Origin of the sequence: Congregibacter sp., from assembly GCF_965662665.1 — a bacterium.
Taxonomy (GTDB): domain Bacteria; phylum Pseudomonadota; class Gammaproteobacteria; order Pseudomonadales; family Halieaceae; genus Congregibacter.
The window spans coordinates 45,389-61,467 of record NZ_CBFIIF010000010.1 but is presented as its reverse complement, the minus strand read 5'-3'; the positions used below and the strand labels follow the sequence as shown (position 1 = coordinate 61,467).

Sequence of the window (16,079 nt, the reverse complement as noted above, 5' to 3'; positions counted from 1 at the left end):
TATCGCTCAATCAACAAGCCAGTCAGACGCAATGTCTCCACTCGCCGATGCCGCATCATCCGAAGATGGCACCTCGTCCACCCAGTCCATGAACAATTCGTAGCCGACACTCAGTATCACGGCGCCTACGAACAAGCCGACAATGCCGGCACCCATCATTCCGCCCAGGGCGCCGATAAGCACCACGGGCATGGGAACACTGACACCCCGCCCTAAAAGCATGGGTTTGAGCACATTGTCGGCAGCGCCGGCAATAAGAAAATAGGCAGTCAATGCGATATTAACCAGCGTGCCTCCATCACCCAATCCCCATACGTAGGCGATTGCGGGGAGCGAAACCAGAAGCGCCGGAAGCTGAAGAATACCGATCACCAGAACAATCAACGCAAGCAATCCAGCAGCGGGAATCCCGGCAAACATGAAACCTACTCCCAGGAGCAGGGCCTGGATAAAAGCGACGCCCACCACACCCGTTGCCACAGAACGCACTGTGAGCGTTGTAATCGTGTGTAGGCCCGGGCCGCGTTCCTCACCCACCATGCGCGTAAATATCCGCGCCATAGCAGCAGTTCCGGACTCGCCGTAGGCCATCATGATCCCAGCGATGATTAGGGCGCCAAAGAAAAAGAACAGCGTGCCCGCGGTACTCGCCGCCGCCTGCAGCGCGCTCTTACTGAAATTTCCCAGCTGCGGCTGCATACTTTCTATAAATGCCGGCAGATCTGTATGTGCCGCCGACCAGGCTGCATAGGCTTTTTCACCCGCGATCGGCCATTCTTTAACCGATGGATCGGGGGCTGCCACAGTCACCGTCTGGGCATCGAAGTTACCGATAACATCAAAGATATGGGTGGCAAAGGAACTTCCCAGCAGCACCGTGGGCACCCCGAGCAGGAGTATCCCAAGGACCACGATCAGCGTCGCCATACTGCCGCTTCCCCAACCCGTCCTGCGACGGAGGGACAAGAACATGGGATAGAGCGAAATTGACAGAATCACGCCCCAGAGCATGATAGGGATAAATGGCGCGAACACCTGAACACAGGCGATCACGATGACAAAGGTGAGCCCAAGACGAATACAAAAATCCATAAAATCGCTGGACAGAAATTTTCTGGCAGCTGCAGTATCAATACTCATGGGGCGCGGGCTCCGGATAATTACAGTAGGTACACAGGTGATTCATGGCGCGTAGTTTACGCGAAGAAAACAATAACCGCTGCGAAAACCATGGGTGAAAAGGGATGGGCATGCTAACGTGCCCTCATCTTTTGTTTGGAGTTTCTGATCACACACCATGGAGCTAATATGCTCAGTTTGCGCATTAGTCTTCTGCTCGCTGTCCTGCTGATGCCTGCAGGAGCGCACAGCGAGGGGCGCGTGATTCGCATTGCCACCTTTAACGTCAGCATGGAGGGCGGCAATTATGTTGACCGCGGCAAAACACCCAGCGGGCATGAACTCCCCGCGGCACTGAGCAACAGCGACCACCCCCAAATTGGCAACATCGCCGAAATCATCCAGCGCGTGCGTCCGGACATTTTGCTGCTCAACGAATTTGACTATCACGAAGACCCCGCCCGCGGTGTAAAGCCCTTCCTCGAGCGCTATCTCCGGCAATCAAGAGCCGACGTTAAAGCCATCGACTATCCCTACTTCTATCAGGGCCCCGTAAATACCGGTGTTGATTCCGGCATGGACTTGGACCGCGACGGAAAGGCCTCGGGAACAGGCAACGATGCTTTTGGTTTTGGTCTCTACCCGGGTCAATACGGCATGCTGCTATTAAGTCGATACCCTATCGATTTCACGGCGATTCGCAGTTTTCAGTTGTTTAAGTGGAAAGACATGCCCGACAACCTCATGGCGGACATGCGGACCAAAGACAATGAGCTGTGGTATCCCGAAGCTGTTCAGAAAAAGTTACGCCTATCGTCCAAATCACACTGGGACGTACCCGTGCGCATCAACGGCGCCTCACTGCACATTCTGGCCAGCCACCCCACACCCCCGGTATTTGATGGCCCGGAGGACCGCAATGGTCGGCGCAATCACGACGAAATTCGTTTTTGGGCGGACTACATCGAAGGCGATGAGCAGGGAAACTATATTTATGATGATCAGGGTGAGGCCGGCGGCCTAAAAAGTGATCGCTTTGTGATCCTCGGAGACCTGAACGCCTCCATGGAAGAGGGCGATGCCCGCCGCGAAGGCATCGCTGCTCTTCTGGGGCACGAAAAAGTTCGCCGGGGACTTCTTCCTACCAGTGATGGCGGGCGTGCCAACAACGCAGACAGTCGATTCAGCCCAACGCACACCGCAAGCTGGGGAATTCGCGCCGATTATGTCGTACCCAGTAAAGCGGGGTGGCGGGTGATTGACGCTGGAGTCTTCTGGCCCGCACCAAACGACCCTTTGCGGCGTCTTGTAAAAAACCGCAAAGCATCGTCCGACCACCGTCTGGTCTGGATGGATCTGGAACTTGTCGACTAACTCAAGCTGTCTAAGTCTGACTGCGCCGCGCTTTCAAAAATGTAGACTGCTGCTTGCTGACCTGCATGGCCGCTTTAAAAACAGATAGCTTTGGCACCACTTCGCCTGTTCGACCCAGAGCGTCCAGCTGCGCATAAAACCAGTAAGTCGTAGCAAATGTGCTCAGCGTCTTAATCAGGCTGATGCTCTTCAAGAAGCCCAGCCAGGAAGGAAGCAAAGCCAGCTCGTCTTCATAACGTGGGAGTGACTCGGCACCCGCAAGTAAGCGCGCCGGCCCATCGGTTTGCACACACAAGGGGCGACCCAGACCAATGAGCGATGCACCGCCTTCGTTGAGCGCCTGCTCCATTGCCGCCCGGGAGCGAAACCCCCCGGTAACCATCAGCGGTATAGAGACCTGCTTTTGCATCGCCAGGGCAAAGTCGACAAAGTAAGCTTCCCGCCGCAGCGTAGACTCGGCAACGTGCTGCTTCTCCGTAGGCTCGATCCCCTCCAGCCCCAAGAGCTTGGGCTGCTCGTAGGTACCACCGGAGATCTCGATCACATCAACACCGTGTTCCTCGAGCCACTTGGCAACCTGAAGGCTTTCTTCAAAGGCAAAGCCTCCTTTCTGAAAATCTGCGCTGTTAAGTTTTACCGCCACCGGAAACTCGGGTCCTACCGCCTCCCGGCTTGCATCAACAATCTCGAGAAGAAAGCGTGCGCGATTGGCTAACTCACCACCATAGGCATCGTCCCGCTGATTACTGCGCGGGCTGAGAAACTGTGAAATCAGATAGCCATGGGCGCCGTGAATCTGAACCCCTGTAAAACCGGCCTCTTGCATCGCTTTTGCCGCGGTGGCAAAGCGCTGTACCAAGTCGGCGATCTCATCGCCGGTCAGTGCTTCGGGCTCCCCAAACTGCCCACCGGGCAATCCAAGCTTTACCGCGGACGGAGCCTTGGGATGGGGGTTTACTGTTTTGAGCGTCTGTCGGCCCGCGTGACTGATCTGAACCCAGGCGTGATTACCCGCCGCGGTCGCTGCCGAGGCCCAGCTCGCCAGCGCGTCCTTCATGACAGCATCAGGCTCTCTATCTACAACCACATTACCCGGACGCTCCAAGTGGTAGGCATCGACGACAACATTGCCGGTAATCAGAACCCCGGAACCCCCTTCAGACCAGATACCGTAGAGTCGCTCCAGGGCAGCAGTTGGCATACCGTCTACACTGGCCAGTCCCTCGGTCATCGCCGCTTTAACCGTGCGATTGGTTACAACAGCACCGCAGGGCAGCGTCAATGGTTGAGATAAGCTTGTCACTAAGGAGACTCCCAGTACTTGAATTTAGGCAAAGCACCACCATATCAATGTTACAGAAGACGGGAAACTTGGAATAAGCAAAGGAGCAGCTATGAGCGGTATCGACATTGGCATAAACGAAGCGGATCGATTGAGCATTGCGGGTGGATTGAAGGTTTTACTCGCCGACTCGTACACCCTGTACCTGCAAACTCACAATTTTCATTGGAATGTCACCGGACCACAGTTCAGAGAATTACACCTGATGTTCGAAGAGCACTACAACGAGCTGGCTCTGGCCGTTGATGAGATCGCCGAACGTATTCGCACACTGGATGTAGTCGCTCCGGGTACTTACAAGGCCTTTGCAGAGTTATCGAACATCGACGAGGTCGACGGCGTTCCTCCCGCCTCAGAAATGATTCGTATTCTGACCCAGGGTCATGAGCAAATCGTGAAAACCTGCAGAGAGGTCCTCGTGAAGGCGCAAGGCGCTGATGATGAATCATCCGCAGCACTGGTGTCTGATCGCATGCGCGTCCACGAAAAAACAGCCTGGATGCTGAGAGCGCTCGCCGCTTAACCGTCCCGACAGCCGTCCAGTGCGACGGCTCAAGGCAAGCCGGCGTGATTTGCAGAGCGGGGCTTATCCATCTCAGCGAGCGCTGTAAGTCGCGCCTGTGTGCCAAACGACAAAGTTCCTGGGCTTTCGCATCGACGTCGGACTGCCTGCCGACTTCCGCAGACTTAATGCTTTCGAGCCAGGCAAGATTAGCGGTCAAAAAAAAGCCCCTCAGCCAAAGGCTCAGGGGCCAACCGCAAGCTAATGCTCACGGACCGAAGACGGGTTACAGCGTAGCGGTCTTGTGGTCGCAGCGCCGTAGATTAGATAATTATAATATATAAATACTGAAAATGCGAACAGCCTGCACGGGTCTCTCCCAACACAAACTGCTGGCAGGTGATCTCTAGGGGGGGGCGCGGCAGGAAGCCGCGCTAGCTGACGACGCTGACCTTCATGCCGTCCATTTTTTTGGCCTGATACATCGCCTCATCTGCGCGACCGATGGCGCTTTCGAGCGTATCGCCTGTGACTAGCTCTGTAACACCACAGGAAATAGACACATCGAGGGGCTTACCATTGTCATTAAATCCCGCATTGAGCACTTCATCACAAGCACTCCGCGCAAACACTTCAGCGCCTTGCACATGGGTATCGGGCAATAAAATAACGAATTCATCTCCACCATAGCGACAGACAATATTGCTGGCGCTGGCACGCCGATTGCTGCACAAGTCCTATGCAGATAACGATCGCCAAATCCGGCGGCGACGAGGCAGCAACGGTGAAGAAAGTGATCCCCTTTCAGAGCAGCTCCAACATCGAACCGGCCCCACCAGCACCGAGTGGCGGCGCGTTTCCGCAAAGAGAGTCCAAACCCGATCAACCCAGTAGCTGGAATACCAATGCAGAGCAGCAATTACTGCTTATGCAGCGGCTTCTGGGCTGCAATGAAGTAGACAGGCTCGTGAACCTCTTTTACCTCTGGTGTACCGAGCTCGGACTGGCGGACGGTGTTACTTATGCGCCGAAGAACGGCAACGCTGACTTGAATCTTGCCAACCGACGACATCACAGTGCCAACTACAATCTGACGCTCGACCGGGTAGAACTGGGCCGCATGACCCTTTGCCGGCGCGAACGCTTCAACGAAGACGATTTGCTCAGTATCGAGCAGGGACTGGGCACGCTATCGCGGTGCCTGCGCATTGCAATTGAGTTCGAAATTCTGGAGGAAATGGTAACTCAGGACCCCCTGACTGGCCTCGGCAACCGCCTGTCTCTGCAACAGTGGACGGAGCGAGAACTATCGCGCACTCAACGTCACGGCAGCCCTCTGGCCCTGATGATGATTGACGTGGATCATTTCAAAGAGCTAAACGAGCGTCTGGGACATCTTGGGGGCGATCACGTGCTGAAGACCATAGCCAGTGTCTTCAAACGCAGCACGCGCGGATCTGACCTGCTGTTTCGGTTCGGCGGCGATGAGTTCACCATTTTGCTGCCTCACACCGATCTTCAAGGCGCTCGTGACGCAGCGAGACAAATCCGCAATAACCTTGCGCGTATCGGCATTGAAGAATACTGCATGGGCGATAGCGCTCAGAATGTGCTGCCCGACATCAGCATTGGAATCGCTGACTATCAGGCGGGTGACACGGATGAGAGCCTGCTCCAGCGCGCCGACACGCATCTGTATCACGCCAAGGCCCAGGGGCGCGGAGCTGTATGCAGCAACGTGTAAATAATCTATGGCTAAGTGATCAGCTGATTGCTGCGGTAGCCTCAGATTCAGCATCGGCTAATCCCTCGACAGTAGACATCATCAGCTGCGACGCGCCGAGCCGCGTTACCCTGCGATCGACCACCCAAAGCCATCACCGAATGTGGCAACACCTCGCCACGGCGCTACTGCTCGTGGGTAGTGCGGCGTTCAGCTACCTGGCCTGGAGCCAATCCGAATTCCGACCAAGCGCAGCACCAACGCTGACAAGCCCCCTAATGGAATCCTCCAAAGATGGATCCCTGACCACTCCCCCAGAAGATGTGACCAGAACCCAAATGCGGGTGCACGAACTGCGCGTGAAAAATCGTCACTTGCAGCAGCGGATCGCCGAACTCGAAGCTGATCGGGGCACCGATAAAGCCCTCAGCAAATAGAGAGCCCTCAGCCAGTAGAGAGCCCTCAGCGAATAAAGAGCCTTCAGCCGTTAAAGAGCCCTAAGCGATTAGCCGCAGAACACCGGCGGTGTTTATCAATTCAGGGAACCGAGCATTTCCTTTCGAAATGGCACCAGCCCCTCGTTATCGCCGGCGCGCACTTTGTTCGCCCAATCTGCATTGGCAAGCATCGCCCGCCCCACAGCCACCAGATCAAACTCCTCGGCGCTAAGTCGCGAGACAAGGTCATCCAGCGATGCCGTCTCCGCCTCTCGGAAGCTTGTTTCGCCAGGCACAGGAATAAAATCCGCGTTTAAACCTACACTGCCCACGGTGATCGTCGGCTTGCCAGTGATCTTTTTTGTCCAGCCCGCCAGATTCAGGTCTGAACCCTCAAACTCCGGCTCCCAAAAACGTCGCTGGGAACAATGAAAAATATCCACCCCCGCCTCTGACAAAGGCGTTAGAAACTGCTCCAGCGCCTCGGGCGTCTCGACGAGGCGCGCGCTGTAATCCTGCTGCTTCCACTGAGACCAGCGCAGTGCAATGGGGAACTCAGGCCCGACCGCATCGCGACAGGCGGCGACAATCTCGCGAGCAAAACGCCCTCGATTGTCGAGAGAGCCACCGTAATGGTCATCACGCTGATTCGTACCCTCCCAAAAAAACTGATCGAGTAAGTAGCCGTGGGCGCCGTGCAACTCAAGAGCGTCAAAACCGCAGGCTTTTGCGTCCCGGGCGCCTTCAGCAAAGGCTTTGATGACGTCATCGATGTCTTCTTGCGTCATCACATGACAACGTACTTTGCCGGGCACTGCCATTCCCGAAGGCGCATACCCCGGCACGTCTCCCTCAGGAGGTGTACCCGCTTTGCGAATACCACCTACATGCCAAAGCTGCGGTGCTATCTTGCCGCCTTCGGCATGCACGGCCTCCGCGACCTTCTTCCAGCCCGCCAGACGCTCTTCGCCCCAGAAGTAGGGAACATCGGGATGACCGCTAGCCGCAGCATGATTGACGCAAGTACCCTCGGTAAAAATCAGTCCCGTACCTCCCGCCGCATGGCGTCGGTAATACTCAATGACCTGCTCGTTTGGCACGTTTCCCGGTGACATGTTGCGGGTCATGGGCGCCATGACGATGCGATTGGAAAGTTCAAGCTTGCCCAGGGTGAACGGCTTAAAAAGGGCACTGTTATCGGTCATGAAATCTCCGTCATTGAGTTCTGAATTAGTGTGAAACTGAATTCCCACTGCGGACTCGTCATGTAGGGTCTTCGCAGTCATTTTTCGGGCGCCAGAGCGTAGCTTAGGCTCCTAAAAATTTCCATCTAAGTGTGTATCGCTTGCGTACTTATAAGTACTTTCAGGACCGAGCCCTCCATGCGCGCTATCTTCTGGTTTCGCAGTGACCTGCGACTACATGACCACCCCGGACTCGTCGCCGCAGCAGAAGCGGACGAGCTTCTTTTGATTTTTCTGTGGCCGAGACAACGGCCCTGGTGCAACACCCAGGGTCTGGGCGAGCAAAGAGAGCGGTTTATCACCGAAAGCCTGCTGGCGTTGCACGAAGATCTGCAACCTCTGGGACAGAAGCTCTTGGTATTACAGGGTTCTCCGGAGCTCGTGATCCCTGATCTTGTGCGCGATTACTCCATAGATGCCGTGCATGCCAGCCAGTGCGCGGGAAGTTACGAAACACGGGCATTGCGCGTGCTGCGCGAGCGTCTGGATGTTCCGGTACTGGAGCATGCAGGAAACACACTTTTCGACGCCGCGGATGTCGCGGCGCTCTGCCCCGAACTGCCCGAAAGCTTCTCACCCTTTCGCCGCAAGGTGGAAAAACACCTTCACCCCGCTTCGCCATCGCGAGATCTCCCGCAGCTGCCCCCACCGCCCGCAGTTAGCTTTCATCAGATCCCCAGGACACCCATCAAACCTCCTCTGGGCCTGCCCCTGCGCGGAGGTAGCAGCGCGGGGCAACGGCGCTTGGGCCAGTTTCTTGAGAGCGGCGCCGTACGCCAATACAAAGACACCCGCAATTGCCTCGACCCCCTGGAGGGCAGCTCGACCTTGTCTCCCTGGCTCTCCTTGGGAAGTATTTCTGCTCGCGAGGTTGCAGCAGCAGTGCGCGAGCATGAGGCGAAGCAAGGCGCCAATGAATCTACTTACTGGCTGGTATTTGAGCTCTTGTGGCGCGAGTACTTTTTTTATCGCGCTCTGCGTGATGGCGTCGCCTTGTTCCGCCATGGAGGACGAGCGGGAGCGGTATCACGGTGCACCTTTGAACCCCGAAACTTCGCTCGCTGGTGTGCAGGAGACACCAACTTCCCACTGATTAATGCCCTTATGCACCAATTGGTTTCCACGGGCTGGATGAGTAATCGCGGCCGCCAAATAGCCGCAAGCTGTCTCGTTCATGACTTGGGTATCGACTGGCGCTACGGCGCAGCTTTCTTCGAAAAGCACTTGATCGACTACGACGTAGGGAGCAACTACGGTAACTGGCAGTACATCGCGGGCGTTGGTGCCGATCCCCGGGGAGGACGGGCATTCAATATAGAAAAGCAGACTGCGCAGTACGATCCTGACGGTGTGTTCACCGCAAAGTGGGACGGCAATCGTCCAAAGCAACCCATGTACGTAACTGATGCCGCGGACTGGCCCATCACGCCGACTACACCGTGAAGAAACGCAGTACAACAAAACTCGCATCCAGTGGACGCGCTCAAGGTAAGCATCCAAGACCAGAAAAGGTCTGCCCAGTCTGTGACCGACCCTTTCAGTGGCGAGCGCGCTGGAAAAACAACTGGGAAGAAATAGTCTATTGCTCCCGGCGCTGCTCGAGCCAACGCCGCAAGAGTACTGCGCAGCGCTAAAGCAAAAACGCCAGATCGAAAGAGTTAGTCCAGCACCGTCGCTAGAATTCGATCGCCCCAGGCCACGATAGCCTCGCGATCTGCCGCGTCGCGTTTCTTCCAGCCACCAATGATGAGTCCCATACGCGCATTCTTGGTGAGATAGTCCTGGTGACGATCAATAAAGTGCCAGTAGAGGCTGTTGTAGGGACAGGCGTTTTCTCCTGTCGTCTGCTTTGGATCATAGCGGCAGGCGCTGCAGTGATTACCCTGGCGCTGAATGTACTTTCCCGATGCGGCGTAGGGTTTGCTGGCCATCAGACCATTGTCACCGTGCAGGGCCATACCCAAAGTGTTGGGCAACTCAACCCACTCAAAAGCATCCACATAAACCGCCAGATACCACTCGCAAACTTGTTCCACATCCAGCCCCGCCAGTAAGGCGAAGTTACCTATCACCATAAGGCGCTGAATATGGTGGGCGTAGCCAAGATCCAGACTCTGACGCAGTGCCCGCGATAGGCATCGCATATCGGTATCACCGGTCCAGAACCAGGCGGGTAGCGCGCGCCGGGCTTCAAAGGTGTTGCGCAGCGCGTAGTCCGGCATAGCGTGCCAGTAAATACCTCTCACGTACTCCCGCCAGCCCAAAACCTGACGAATAAACCCTTCGGCAGCGGCCAGCGAGCAGTGACCCTCACGCCAGGCGATCTCCACTTGCCTGCAAACCGGCAGGGGTTCCAGCAATCCTATATTCAGATACATGGAGATGAGGCCGTGAAACATCCACGGAGATTCCTCGGCCAGTGCATCCTGATAACTCCCAAAATCTGTGAGCGCATGCTTGCAGAACCAATCGAACTGCGACTGCGCGTCTGAGGACGTGACCGCCAAACGAAACTCATTCAGGTCGCCCGGGTTGCCGGGAAACTCCCTCTCGACCAGCTCGATAACCTCCCGGGTAATGGTGTCCGCCGCCACCGCCGGCCGCTCGGGAACCTCTGTCTGCGCTCGCCAACCTTTACGGTTGTCTGCGTCATAGTTCCATTTGCCACCCTCTGGCTCACCGTCTTCATCCAAAAGCAGTTTGTAATGACGGCGCATCTCCCGATAAAAGTACTCCATGCGCAACTGCTTTCGACCGCTCGCCCAGGACTCAAAGTAATCAAGAGAGGCAAGAAAACGTGCATCCTCCTGGAGGTAAACCGGCACGCCCAACTCTGACTCCCAGGCCTGAATCTGCGTGCGCAACCGATATTCTCCAGGCGCTGTAACCAACAAAGCACTGGCCTTTGACGTTTTTAGTGCATCTTCAGCTGCATGGCGCAGCGAGGATACGCCCTCATCAAAAGACCGATAGATGACCTTAAAACCCCGCTCGCGAAGTGCGTCGGCAAAGTGGCGCATGGCGCTGAAAATCAACGCTATCTTGTGCCGGTTGTGCGGCACATACGTCGCCTCTTCTGCGACCTCGGCGAGCAAAACCCAGTCACGCTGAGGCTCCGCATTAACAAGCACCGGATTCTCGAAGGAAAGCTGGTCGCCGAGAACCAGCCGCAACGTTGTTGTACTCACAGGGTGATCAGAGCCAGCGCTGCATCAGCGCGTTGACGTTTACCCGTGCATTCATGCGTGCTGCCAGCATAAAAATACCGCCGAGTTTGCGATGGAAATACACCACGTCCGTGGGTGGGGCGTGCCAAAAGTCGGCATACTCCGTGGCTTTTTTTCCGAGAGCGCCTAGACGTTCAGGCATGGTCGACCTTCCAAAGTCGTAAAGCACGTCTTCTCTTAGGGGCTCCAGAGCTAGCAGTAACAACTCCAGAACCAGCTCGCGATAGCGGGAGTCTTCATCGCCCATGGAATAGCCGACTTTTTCTGCTGCCAGGGCCATCGCATCTCTATCGCCATGCACCGCGGCGGCGGCAAGCTTTCGGTAGTTACTGACGAATCGCGCTTTAAAATCCCGGGTAGCTCCAAAATCCAGAAGTACGATTTCTCCGCTGGACCAGCGGTACTGATAGTTAGCGAAGTTAGGGTCGGTTTGCACCATGCGCAATTCAAAGAGCTCGGTGAGCAGTAGCTCCACCAAGGCTGACACCACCCGATCTCGCTCTTCCTGCGGGCGTCTTGCAATTGCGTCGATGGGCCCGCCTGCGACATAAGTCATAGCGAGCACGTTCTTGCGCGTCAGCTCAGAGACAAGCTCGGGAAGAATAAAGCGCTCGTCATCACCTAAAACTTCGTTAAATCTGCGTAAGAACTCTGCCTCTTTAAGGTAATTAGCTTCGTCCTTGAGTTGACGCTTGGCATCATCCAGCAGTGGTTGAAGATCCGCTTCTTCGGGCAAAAGCCCCGAGATCCGAAGAACCGTAGCGATGTTATCGACATCACTGGCAATACTTTTGCTCACTCCCGGATACTGAATCTTCAGTGCCAGCTCTCTGCCTTCATGATCTACAGCGCGATGCACCTGGCCGATGGATGCGGCGGCGATGGGATAGCGGTCAAAGAGATGGAACTCGCTTTCCCAGTTACTGCCGTAAGCCTCACACATTGCCTCTTCGAGCTGCGAATCCGGCATGCTCGTCCCGTCGGAACGCAAACTGGCCAGAATATCTGTGAGCTCCTTAGGCAAGAGCTCACCCGAATCCATGGACAAGATTTGTCCCAGCTTCATGGCAGCTCCGCGCATTTCCGAGAGCTGCTTGGTGACGCGCCGGGCATTGCCCGGCGTTAGCAAGAGGTCACGCTTACTGGGCCGATTGCCTGCGCGCAACTGGCGCGCGCCCTCGGCTAACATTCCACCGGCGACGCCACCGGCCAGGCGAGCCACCTTGGCAAAACGTCCCGCGCGACTTGCCGGTACAGCCTTGCCTTTTGAACGGGGCTTATCGTCGAAATCAGCCATCCCTAAGCCACCTTCCCAATCCAGCCATCAATATAGCGATGGGCTATTTCGTGGCCGTTAAACTCCGCATCGAGCACGGTAATGAACGTGAACACACCTGTGAGCTTGCGCACGATCAGTGCAAAGTCCCGAGACGGTGTCGCAAAGTGGCGGGTCGCCGCAGAGCTGGCCGCGTGCTTGCCTACGCGCTGCATCAAACGTGAGCGCCCCCAGCAGTATTGACCCTTGTCATTGAGAAACTCAGCCGGCAGGTTCTCTGGATTCGCCAAAGGCTCCAGGAGCATCTCGCAAAACTCGCAAAAGCTCTTTTTCGCAAACTCTGTGGCGTCCTCCCTGAGACAACCAAGACCCACAAGACTGTCAGCGAGCAGTGCGTGATTACCAATCTGTCCTGCTGCGATGGCATCACCAAAATGGCGCCGAAAGTTATCATCGCAAGCCAGCGTTGAGCCAAAGTCCAGTAATACCAGCTGATCAGTGTTGTCGTCGCTGCGAATCAGATAGTTGCCAAAGTTGGGATCGGTTTGCAGTACACCCCAGTCATACAGCTCTATGAAAAACAGTTCGAGCATTGCTTGACCCAGGGCATTACGGCGGGATTGCGACAGTGCAGCGACTTCGGGCTGCGTCACGCGATGACCTCTTACATATTCCAGAGCCAGAACCGTGTCACTGCAGTAGCTCTCGATAACCTCCGGTACGTGATACCGGTCATCGGCTCTAAAGCGATCGCGAGCGCTCTGCGTCATGTCGCTTTCTCGCCGGTAATCGATCTCGTGGTGCAGCTGCTCGCGCATGTCCTCAAACCATGCGTCCATCTCGCGCCCGGCTTTAATCCACCGGGTTAACAACAGCATCCGCACGACGGCGTCAAAGTCGTCATCAATGACTTCTGCAAGGCCTGGATACTGGGTTTTCAACACAAGCTCGTAGCCGTCACTGCGGCGGGTCGCGCGATGCACCTGCGCAAGCGAAGCCGCTGCCAGGGGCCTACTATCAATTTGAAGTTCCTGGTACTTGTCCCCCAGACTCTCGCGCACAGACCCCTCGAGCTCAGACCAGGGCAAAGGGTGTGTCTGCGAGTCGAGATCATGGAGCGCGTCGGTAAGGGGCTCGGGAAGAAAGTGCTCTCCGAGCAAGGCCATCATCTGACCGATTTTGACGTAGGTGCCTTTGAGCCGACCAAGCTCAGCGGTAAACCGACGCGCCTCTCGGCGCATGAGCTCGCTGTTGCCTGCCTCTTCGCCGCGCAATCGTCCTACGGCGGAACCCAGAGCAAAGGCACCCCCTGCGCGAATACCGGCCAGAGACACAGCGAGGCCGCGACCAAAACTTCCGCGACGGATGGATGAACGTTTAGACATAGTAGTTACTACGCACAATCGCCCCCTAAGGATTTAGAGGGCAGCGTGTTGTCCAGAATCTGAACTACTCGTCGAGCAAGAGGGCAGCCAGACGCTGACGGTGATGCTGTGCATCGCCAAACTGCTGCTGCGCACCCTGAGCGCGACGGATAAACAGCTGCGCATCGCAGTCCCAGGTGAAACCCATACCGCCATGAAACTGCACCGCACGATCGCCGGCAAACTTGAGCGTATCCGTTGCCTGCGCCTTGGCCATTCGACAGGCAATTTCCTGGTCTCGACCCAGGGCCTCTGGCCCCATGAGCGAGCTCGCGTGATACACAAAGGAACGCGCAGAATCCATCATGTTCAGGATATCAACGCTGGGATGCTTAAGCGCCTGATAAGAGCCGATGAGCTTACCGAACTGCTTGCGTGTCTTTAGGTAATCTACGGTGACATCCAGACAGGCAGCCGCCGCACCCGTGCTCTCTGCCGCCACGAGCAAGGCTCCGAGAAGGCGATAATCACGCAGCGCTGCGAGAACCTTTTCGCCGGTCACTACCAAAGCCGGCTCCACATCCACGAAGCTGACATCTGCGGCGCGATGGGTGTTGTCGATAAGGACACGCGGACTAAGCGCATCCGCACTCAAAGTCGCAGCATCAACCACTGCCAAAGCGACGTCGCCGCCGACCAGGGCCAGCACCGCCATCCAACGCGCGCTCTGCGCATCCATTACCAACCGTTTTTGCCCTTGAAGAAGCCCGGCTTCATCAATCACCGTCTTGCCGGGTAGTGCAGCCCAATCTTCTGATTCAAGTTCGGCGACACAGGCAGCGTCTCCCCCGGCAATACTTCGGAGCACGTCGGCGGCTGCTGATCCATCCGCTCGCAACAGTAATTGCGCTGCGAGCATGGTGGATATCAACGGTGTTCCCATGAGGAACTTACCCAGACTTTCTGCTACCGGGACCGCGGCGCCGATGCCCAGTCCTGCTCCGCCAAGCTCTTCCGGCAAACCTATGCCCGTCCAACCCATGGCCGCCATCTCCTCCCACACCGCAGGGCTGTACTCGAGAGGTGTTTCGAGATGCTCTCGCGCTGCATTCAGTCCACCGCGGTCGGCACAAAAACTGCGCGCATAGTCCAGGAGCATGCTTTGCTCCTCATCAAAACGCATGGCCGTGTTTCCCATTACTGACATAAGGCGCCCCTTTACTTTGGCAGGCCGAGCACGTGCTCGGCGACGATGTTGGCTTGAACCTGGCTTGTGCCTCCGCCAATCGTGGCTGAAAAGCTATTGAGATATGCCCGCTGCCAAAATCCCCCTTCGCGTGCGCGATCATCTCCCATAAACAAGGCGCCATCGGCCCCCTGAGCATTAATCGCAAACTGCCGCATACGTCGCGCATATTCCGTCCAGCGCAGTTTATTGGATAGAGGAAGTGACATAGGGTAGTCGCTGGTGAGCGCCGGGATGCCAGATCTGCGATCACCCAGATTGATGGCCTTCTCCTCCATAATGAGGCTGACCAGTTGATCCCGAATCAGGGGATCTTCGAGTACCGGCCTTCCGTCGCGGGTAACATCCCGCAACTGCTCGATGAGATCATCGATAACGATACGTACAAACGCTAAACCACCCGCCGCACCGGCTTCAGCGCCACGCTCGTACTGCAGCGTCTTCATCGCTATTTTCCAGCCTTCGCCCTCGGCGCCCATGAGGCAGTCCGCAGGAATTCGCGCGTCAGTAAAGAACGTTTCTGTAAACCCGTACTCTCCCGTGAGCTTGCGGATAGGCCGCGTTTCCACGCCTGCAACGGTCATAGGTGCCAGAAAGAACGATAAGCCGTCGTACTTTCGTTCGGCTTCGGGGTTACTCCTCGCAAGCAAAATCATGTACTTGGCATAGTTGCCCATGGTGGTCCAGATCTTGCTGCCGTTGATGACATAGTCGTCTCCATCGCGCTCGGCGCGAGTGCGCGCGTTGCCAAGGTCAGAGCCGTGATCCGGTTCTGAAAAGCCCTGGCACCAGATATCCTCGGCGCTCAAAATGCCCTTGAGGTAGCGCTGCTTTTCTTCTTCGGTGCCAATGTCATTAATCAGCGGGCCCGCCCAACCAAGGCCGATAACGTTAAAGCAGATGGGCACCGCCTGACGACGCATCTCCTGATCCACGACAGATTGATAAATCGCATCTACGCCCTGCCCGCCATGCTCCTTCGCCCAGGCCATGCCGAGGTAGCCTGCTGACCAAACCTTGTGTTGCCACTCCCTTAGAAAGTCCAGCTGCTGCTCTGAACCGACTTCCATAAACGTTTGGGGGAGTAAAAAACCAGGATCACCGGGCTTATTCGTCTTGAGCCAGCTAGCCACCTCGCGACGAAAATCTTCGAGTTCTTTTACAGCAGCGTTCATGTCGTGTGTTCCATTATTAGTGGGTCAAACAGTGTGATGACGTGATTGGC

At 56.2% G+C, this 16,079-nt stretch carries 15 protein-coding genes; 6 read left to right on the top strand and 9 right to left on the bottom strand.

Going from position 1 to position 16,079, the window contains the following annotated elements:
* Positions 1-6: 6 nt before the first annotated feature.
* Positions 7-1,140, bottom strand: coding sequence for an AI-2E family transporter (locus ACTG39_RS06355; protein WP_439106694.1), 1,134 nt, complete (start codon positions 1,138-1,140; stop codon positions 7-9).
* Positions 1,141-1,308: 168 nt separating this feature from the next.
* Here ACTG39_RS06355 and ACTG39_RS06350 point away from each other — a divergent pair, with 168 nt between their 5' ends.
* Positions 1,309-2,493 (top strand): endonuclease/exonuclease/phosphatase family protein, encoded by a 1,185-nt coding sequence (locus ACTG39_RS06350; protein ID WP_439106693.1) that lies wholly within the window; start codon positions 1,309-1,311, stop codon positions 2,491-2,493.
* A gap of 10 nt (positions 2,494-2,503) precedes the next feature.
* On the opposite strand, the gene ACTG39_RS06345 is transcribed toward ACTG39_RS06350, so the two are convergent.
* A complete protein-coding gene (locus tag ACTG39_RS06345) occupies positions 2,504-3,796 on the bottom strand; it encodes an NADH:flavin oxidoreductase/NADH oxidase family protein (RefSeq protein WP_439106692.1) in 1,293 nt (430 codons plus the stop codon).
* 91 nt (positions 3,797-3,887) lie between these two features.
* On the opposite strand from ACTG39_RS06345, the gene ACTG39_RS06340 reads away from it, so the two are divergent.
* Positions 3,888-4,358, top strand: a complete 471-nt coding sequence (locus ACTG39_RS06340) for a Dps family protein (protein WP_439106691.1) — start codon at positions 3,888-3,890, stop codon at positions 4,356-4,358.
* Between the two features lie 413 nt (positions 4,359-4,771).
* Here the strand turns inward: ACTG39_RS06340 and ACTG39_RS06335 are convergent, their stop codons facing one another.
* Complete coding sequence (locus ACTG39_RS06335; RefSeq protein WP_439106690.1) at positions 4,772-5,071, bottom strand: GGDEF domain-containing protein; 300 nt, start codon at positions 5,069-5,071, stop codon at positions 4,772-4,774.
* Between the two features lie 5 nt (positions 5,072-5,076).
* Between ACTG39_RS06335 and ACTG39_RS06330 the strand changes: the two genes are divergently transcribed.
* Together ACTG39_RS06330 and ACTG39_RS06325 are read left to right on the top strand one after the other, a co-directional pair.
* Positions 5,077-6,081: a GGDEF domain-containing protein gene (locus tag ACTG39_RS06330; RefSeq protein ID WP_439106689.1), complete on the top strand. Its 1,005-nt coding sequence runs from the start codon at positions 5,077-5,079 to the stop codon at positions 6,079-6,081.
* Positions 6,066-6,497, top strand: a complete 432-nt coding sequence (locus ACTG39_RS06325; protein ID WP_439106688.1) for a hypothetical protein — start codon at positions 6,066-6,068, stop codon at positions 6,495-6,497. The genes ACTG39_RS06330 and ACTG39_RS06325 overlap by 16 nt, the downstream gene beginning before the upstream one ends.
* Positions 6,498-6,592: 95 nt before the next feature.
* Here ACTG39_RS06325 and ACTG39_RS06320 read toward each other — a convergent pair whose 3' ends face one another.
* A complete protein-coding gene (locus ACTG39_RS06320) occupies positions 6,593-7,702 on the bottom strand; it encodes an NADH:flavin oxidoreductase (protein WP_439106687.1) in 1,110 nt (369 codons plus the stop codon).
* Between the two features lie 177 nt (positions 7,703-7,879).
* On the opposite strand from ACTG39_RS06320, the gene ACTG39_RS06315 reads away from it, so the two are divergent.
* Both ACTG39_RS06315 and ACTG39_RS06310 read left to right on the top strand, forming a co-directional pair.
* Complete coding sequence (locus tag ACTG39_RS06315) at positions 7,880-9,184, top strand: DASH family cryptochrome (protein WP_439106686.1); 1,305 nt, start codon at positions 7,880-7,882, stop codon at positions 9,182-9,184.
* Positions 9,181-9,375 (top strand): DUF2256 domain-containing protein, encoded by a 195-nt coding sequence (locus ACTG39_RS06310; RefSeq protein WP_439106685.1) that lies wholly within the window; start codon positions 9,181-9,183, stop codon positions 9,373-9,375. The genes ACTG39_RS06315 and ACTG39_RS06310 overlap by 4 nt, the downstream gene beginning before the upstream one ends.
* 24 nt (positions 9,376-9,399) lie before the next feature.
* On the opposite strand, the gene ACTG39_RS06305 is transcribed toward ACTG39_RS06310, so the two are convergent.
* The 5 genes from ACTG39_RS06305 to ACTG39_RS06285 all read right to left on the bottom strand — a co-directional run bounded on the left by ACTG39_RS06305 (position 9,400) and on the right by ACTG39_RS06285 (position 16,029).
* The gene (locus ACTG39_RS06305; protein ID WP_439106684.1) at positions 9,400-10,929 is read right to left on the bottom strand and encodes a cryptochrome/photolyase family protein; all 1,530 of its coding nucleotides are present in this window, start codon (positions 10,927-10,929) and stop codon (positions 9,400-9,402) included.
* A gap of 7 nt (positions 10,930-10,936) precedes the next feature.
* Entirely contained in the window at positions 10,937-12,265 is a 1,329-nt protein-coding gene (locus ACTG39_RS06300) for an ABC1 kinase family protein (protein ID WP_439106683.1), read from the bottom strand.
* Between the two features lie 2 nt (positions 12,266-12,267).
* Complete coding sequence (locus tag ACTG39_RS06295; protein ID WP_439106682.1) at positions 12,268-13,629, bottom strand: ABC1 kinase family protein; 1,362 nt, start codon at positions 13,627-13,629, stop codon at positions 12,268-12,270.
* A 64-nt stretch (positions 13,630-13,693) separates the two neighbouring features.
* A complete protein-coding gene (locus ACTG39_RS06290) occupies positions 13,694-14,815 on the bottom strand; it encodes an acyl-CoA dehydrogenase family protein (protein ID WP_439106681.1) in 1,122 nt (373 codons plus the stop codon).
* A gap of 11 nt (positions 14,816-14,826) precedes the next feature.
* Positions 14,827-16,029 (bottom strand): acyl-CoA dehydrogenase family protein, encoded by a 1,203-nt coding sequence (locus tag ACTG39_RS06285; RefSeq protein WP_439106680.1) that lies wholly within the window; start codon positions 16,027-16,029, stop codon positions 14,827-14,829.
* Positions 16,030-16,079: the final 50 nt, after the last annotated feature.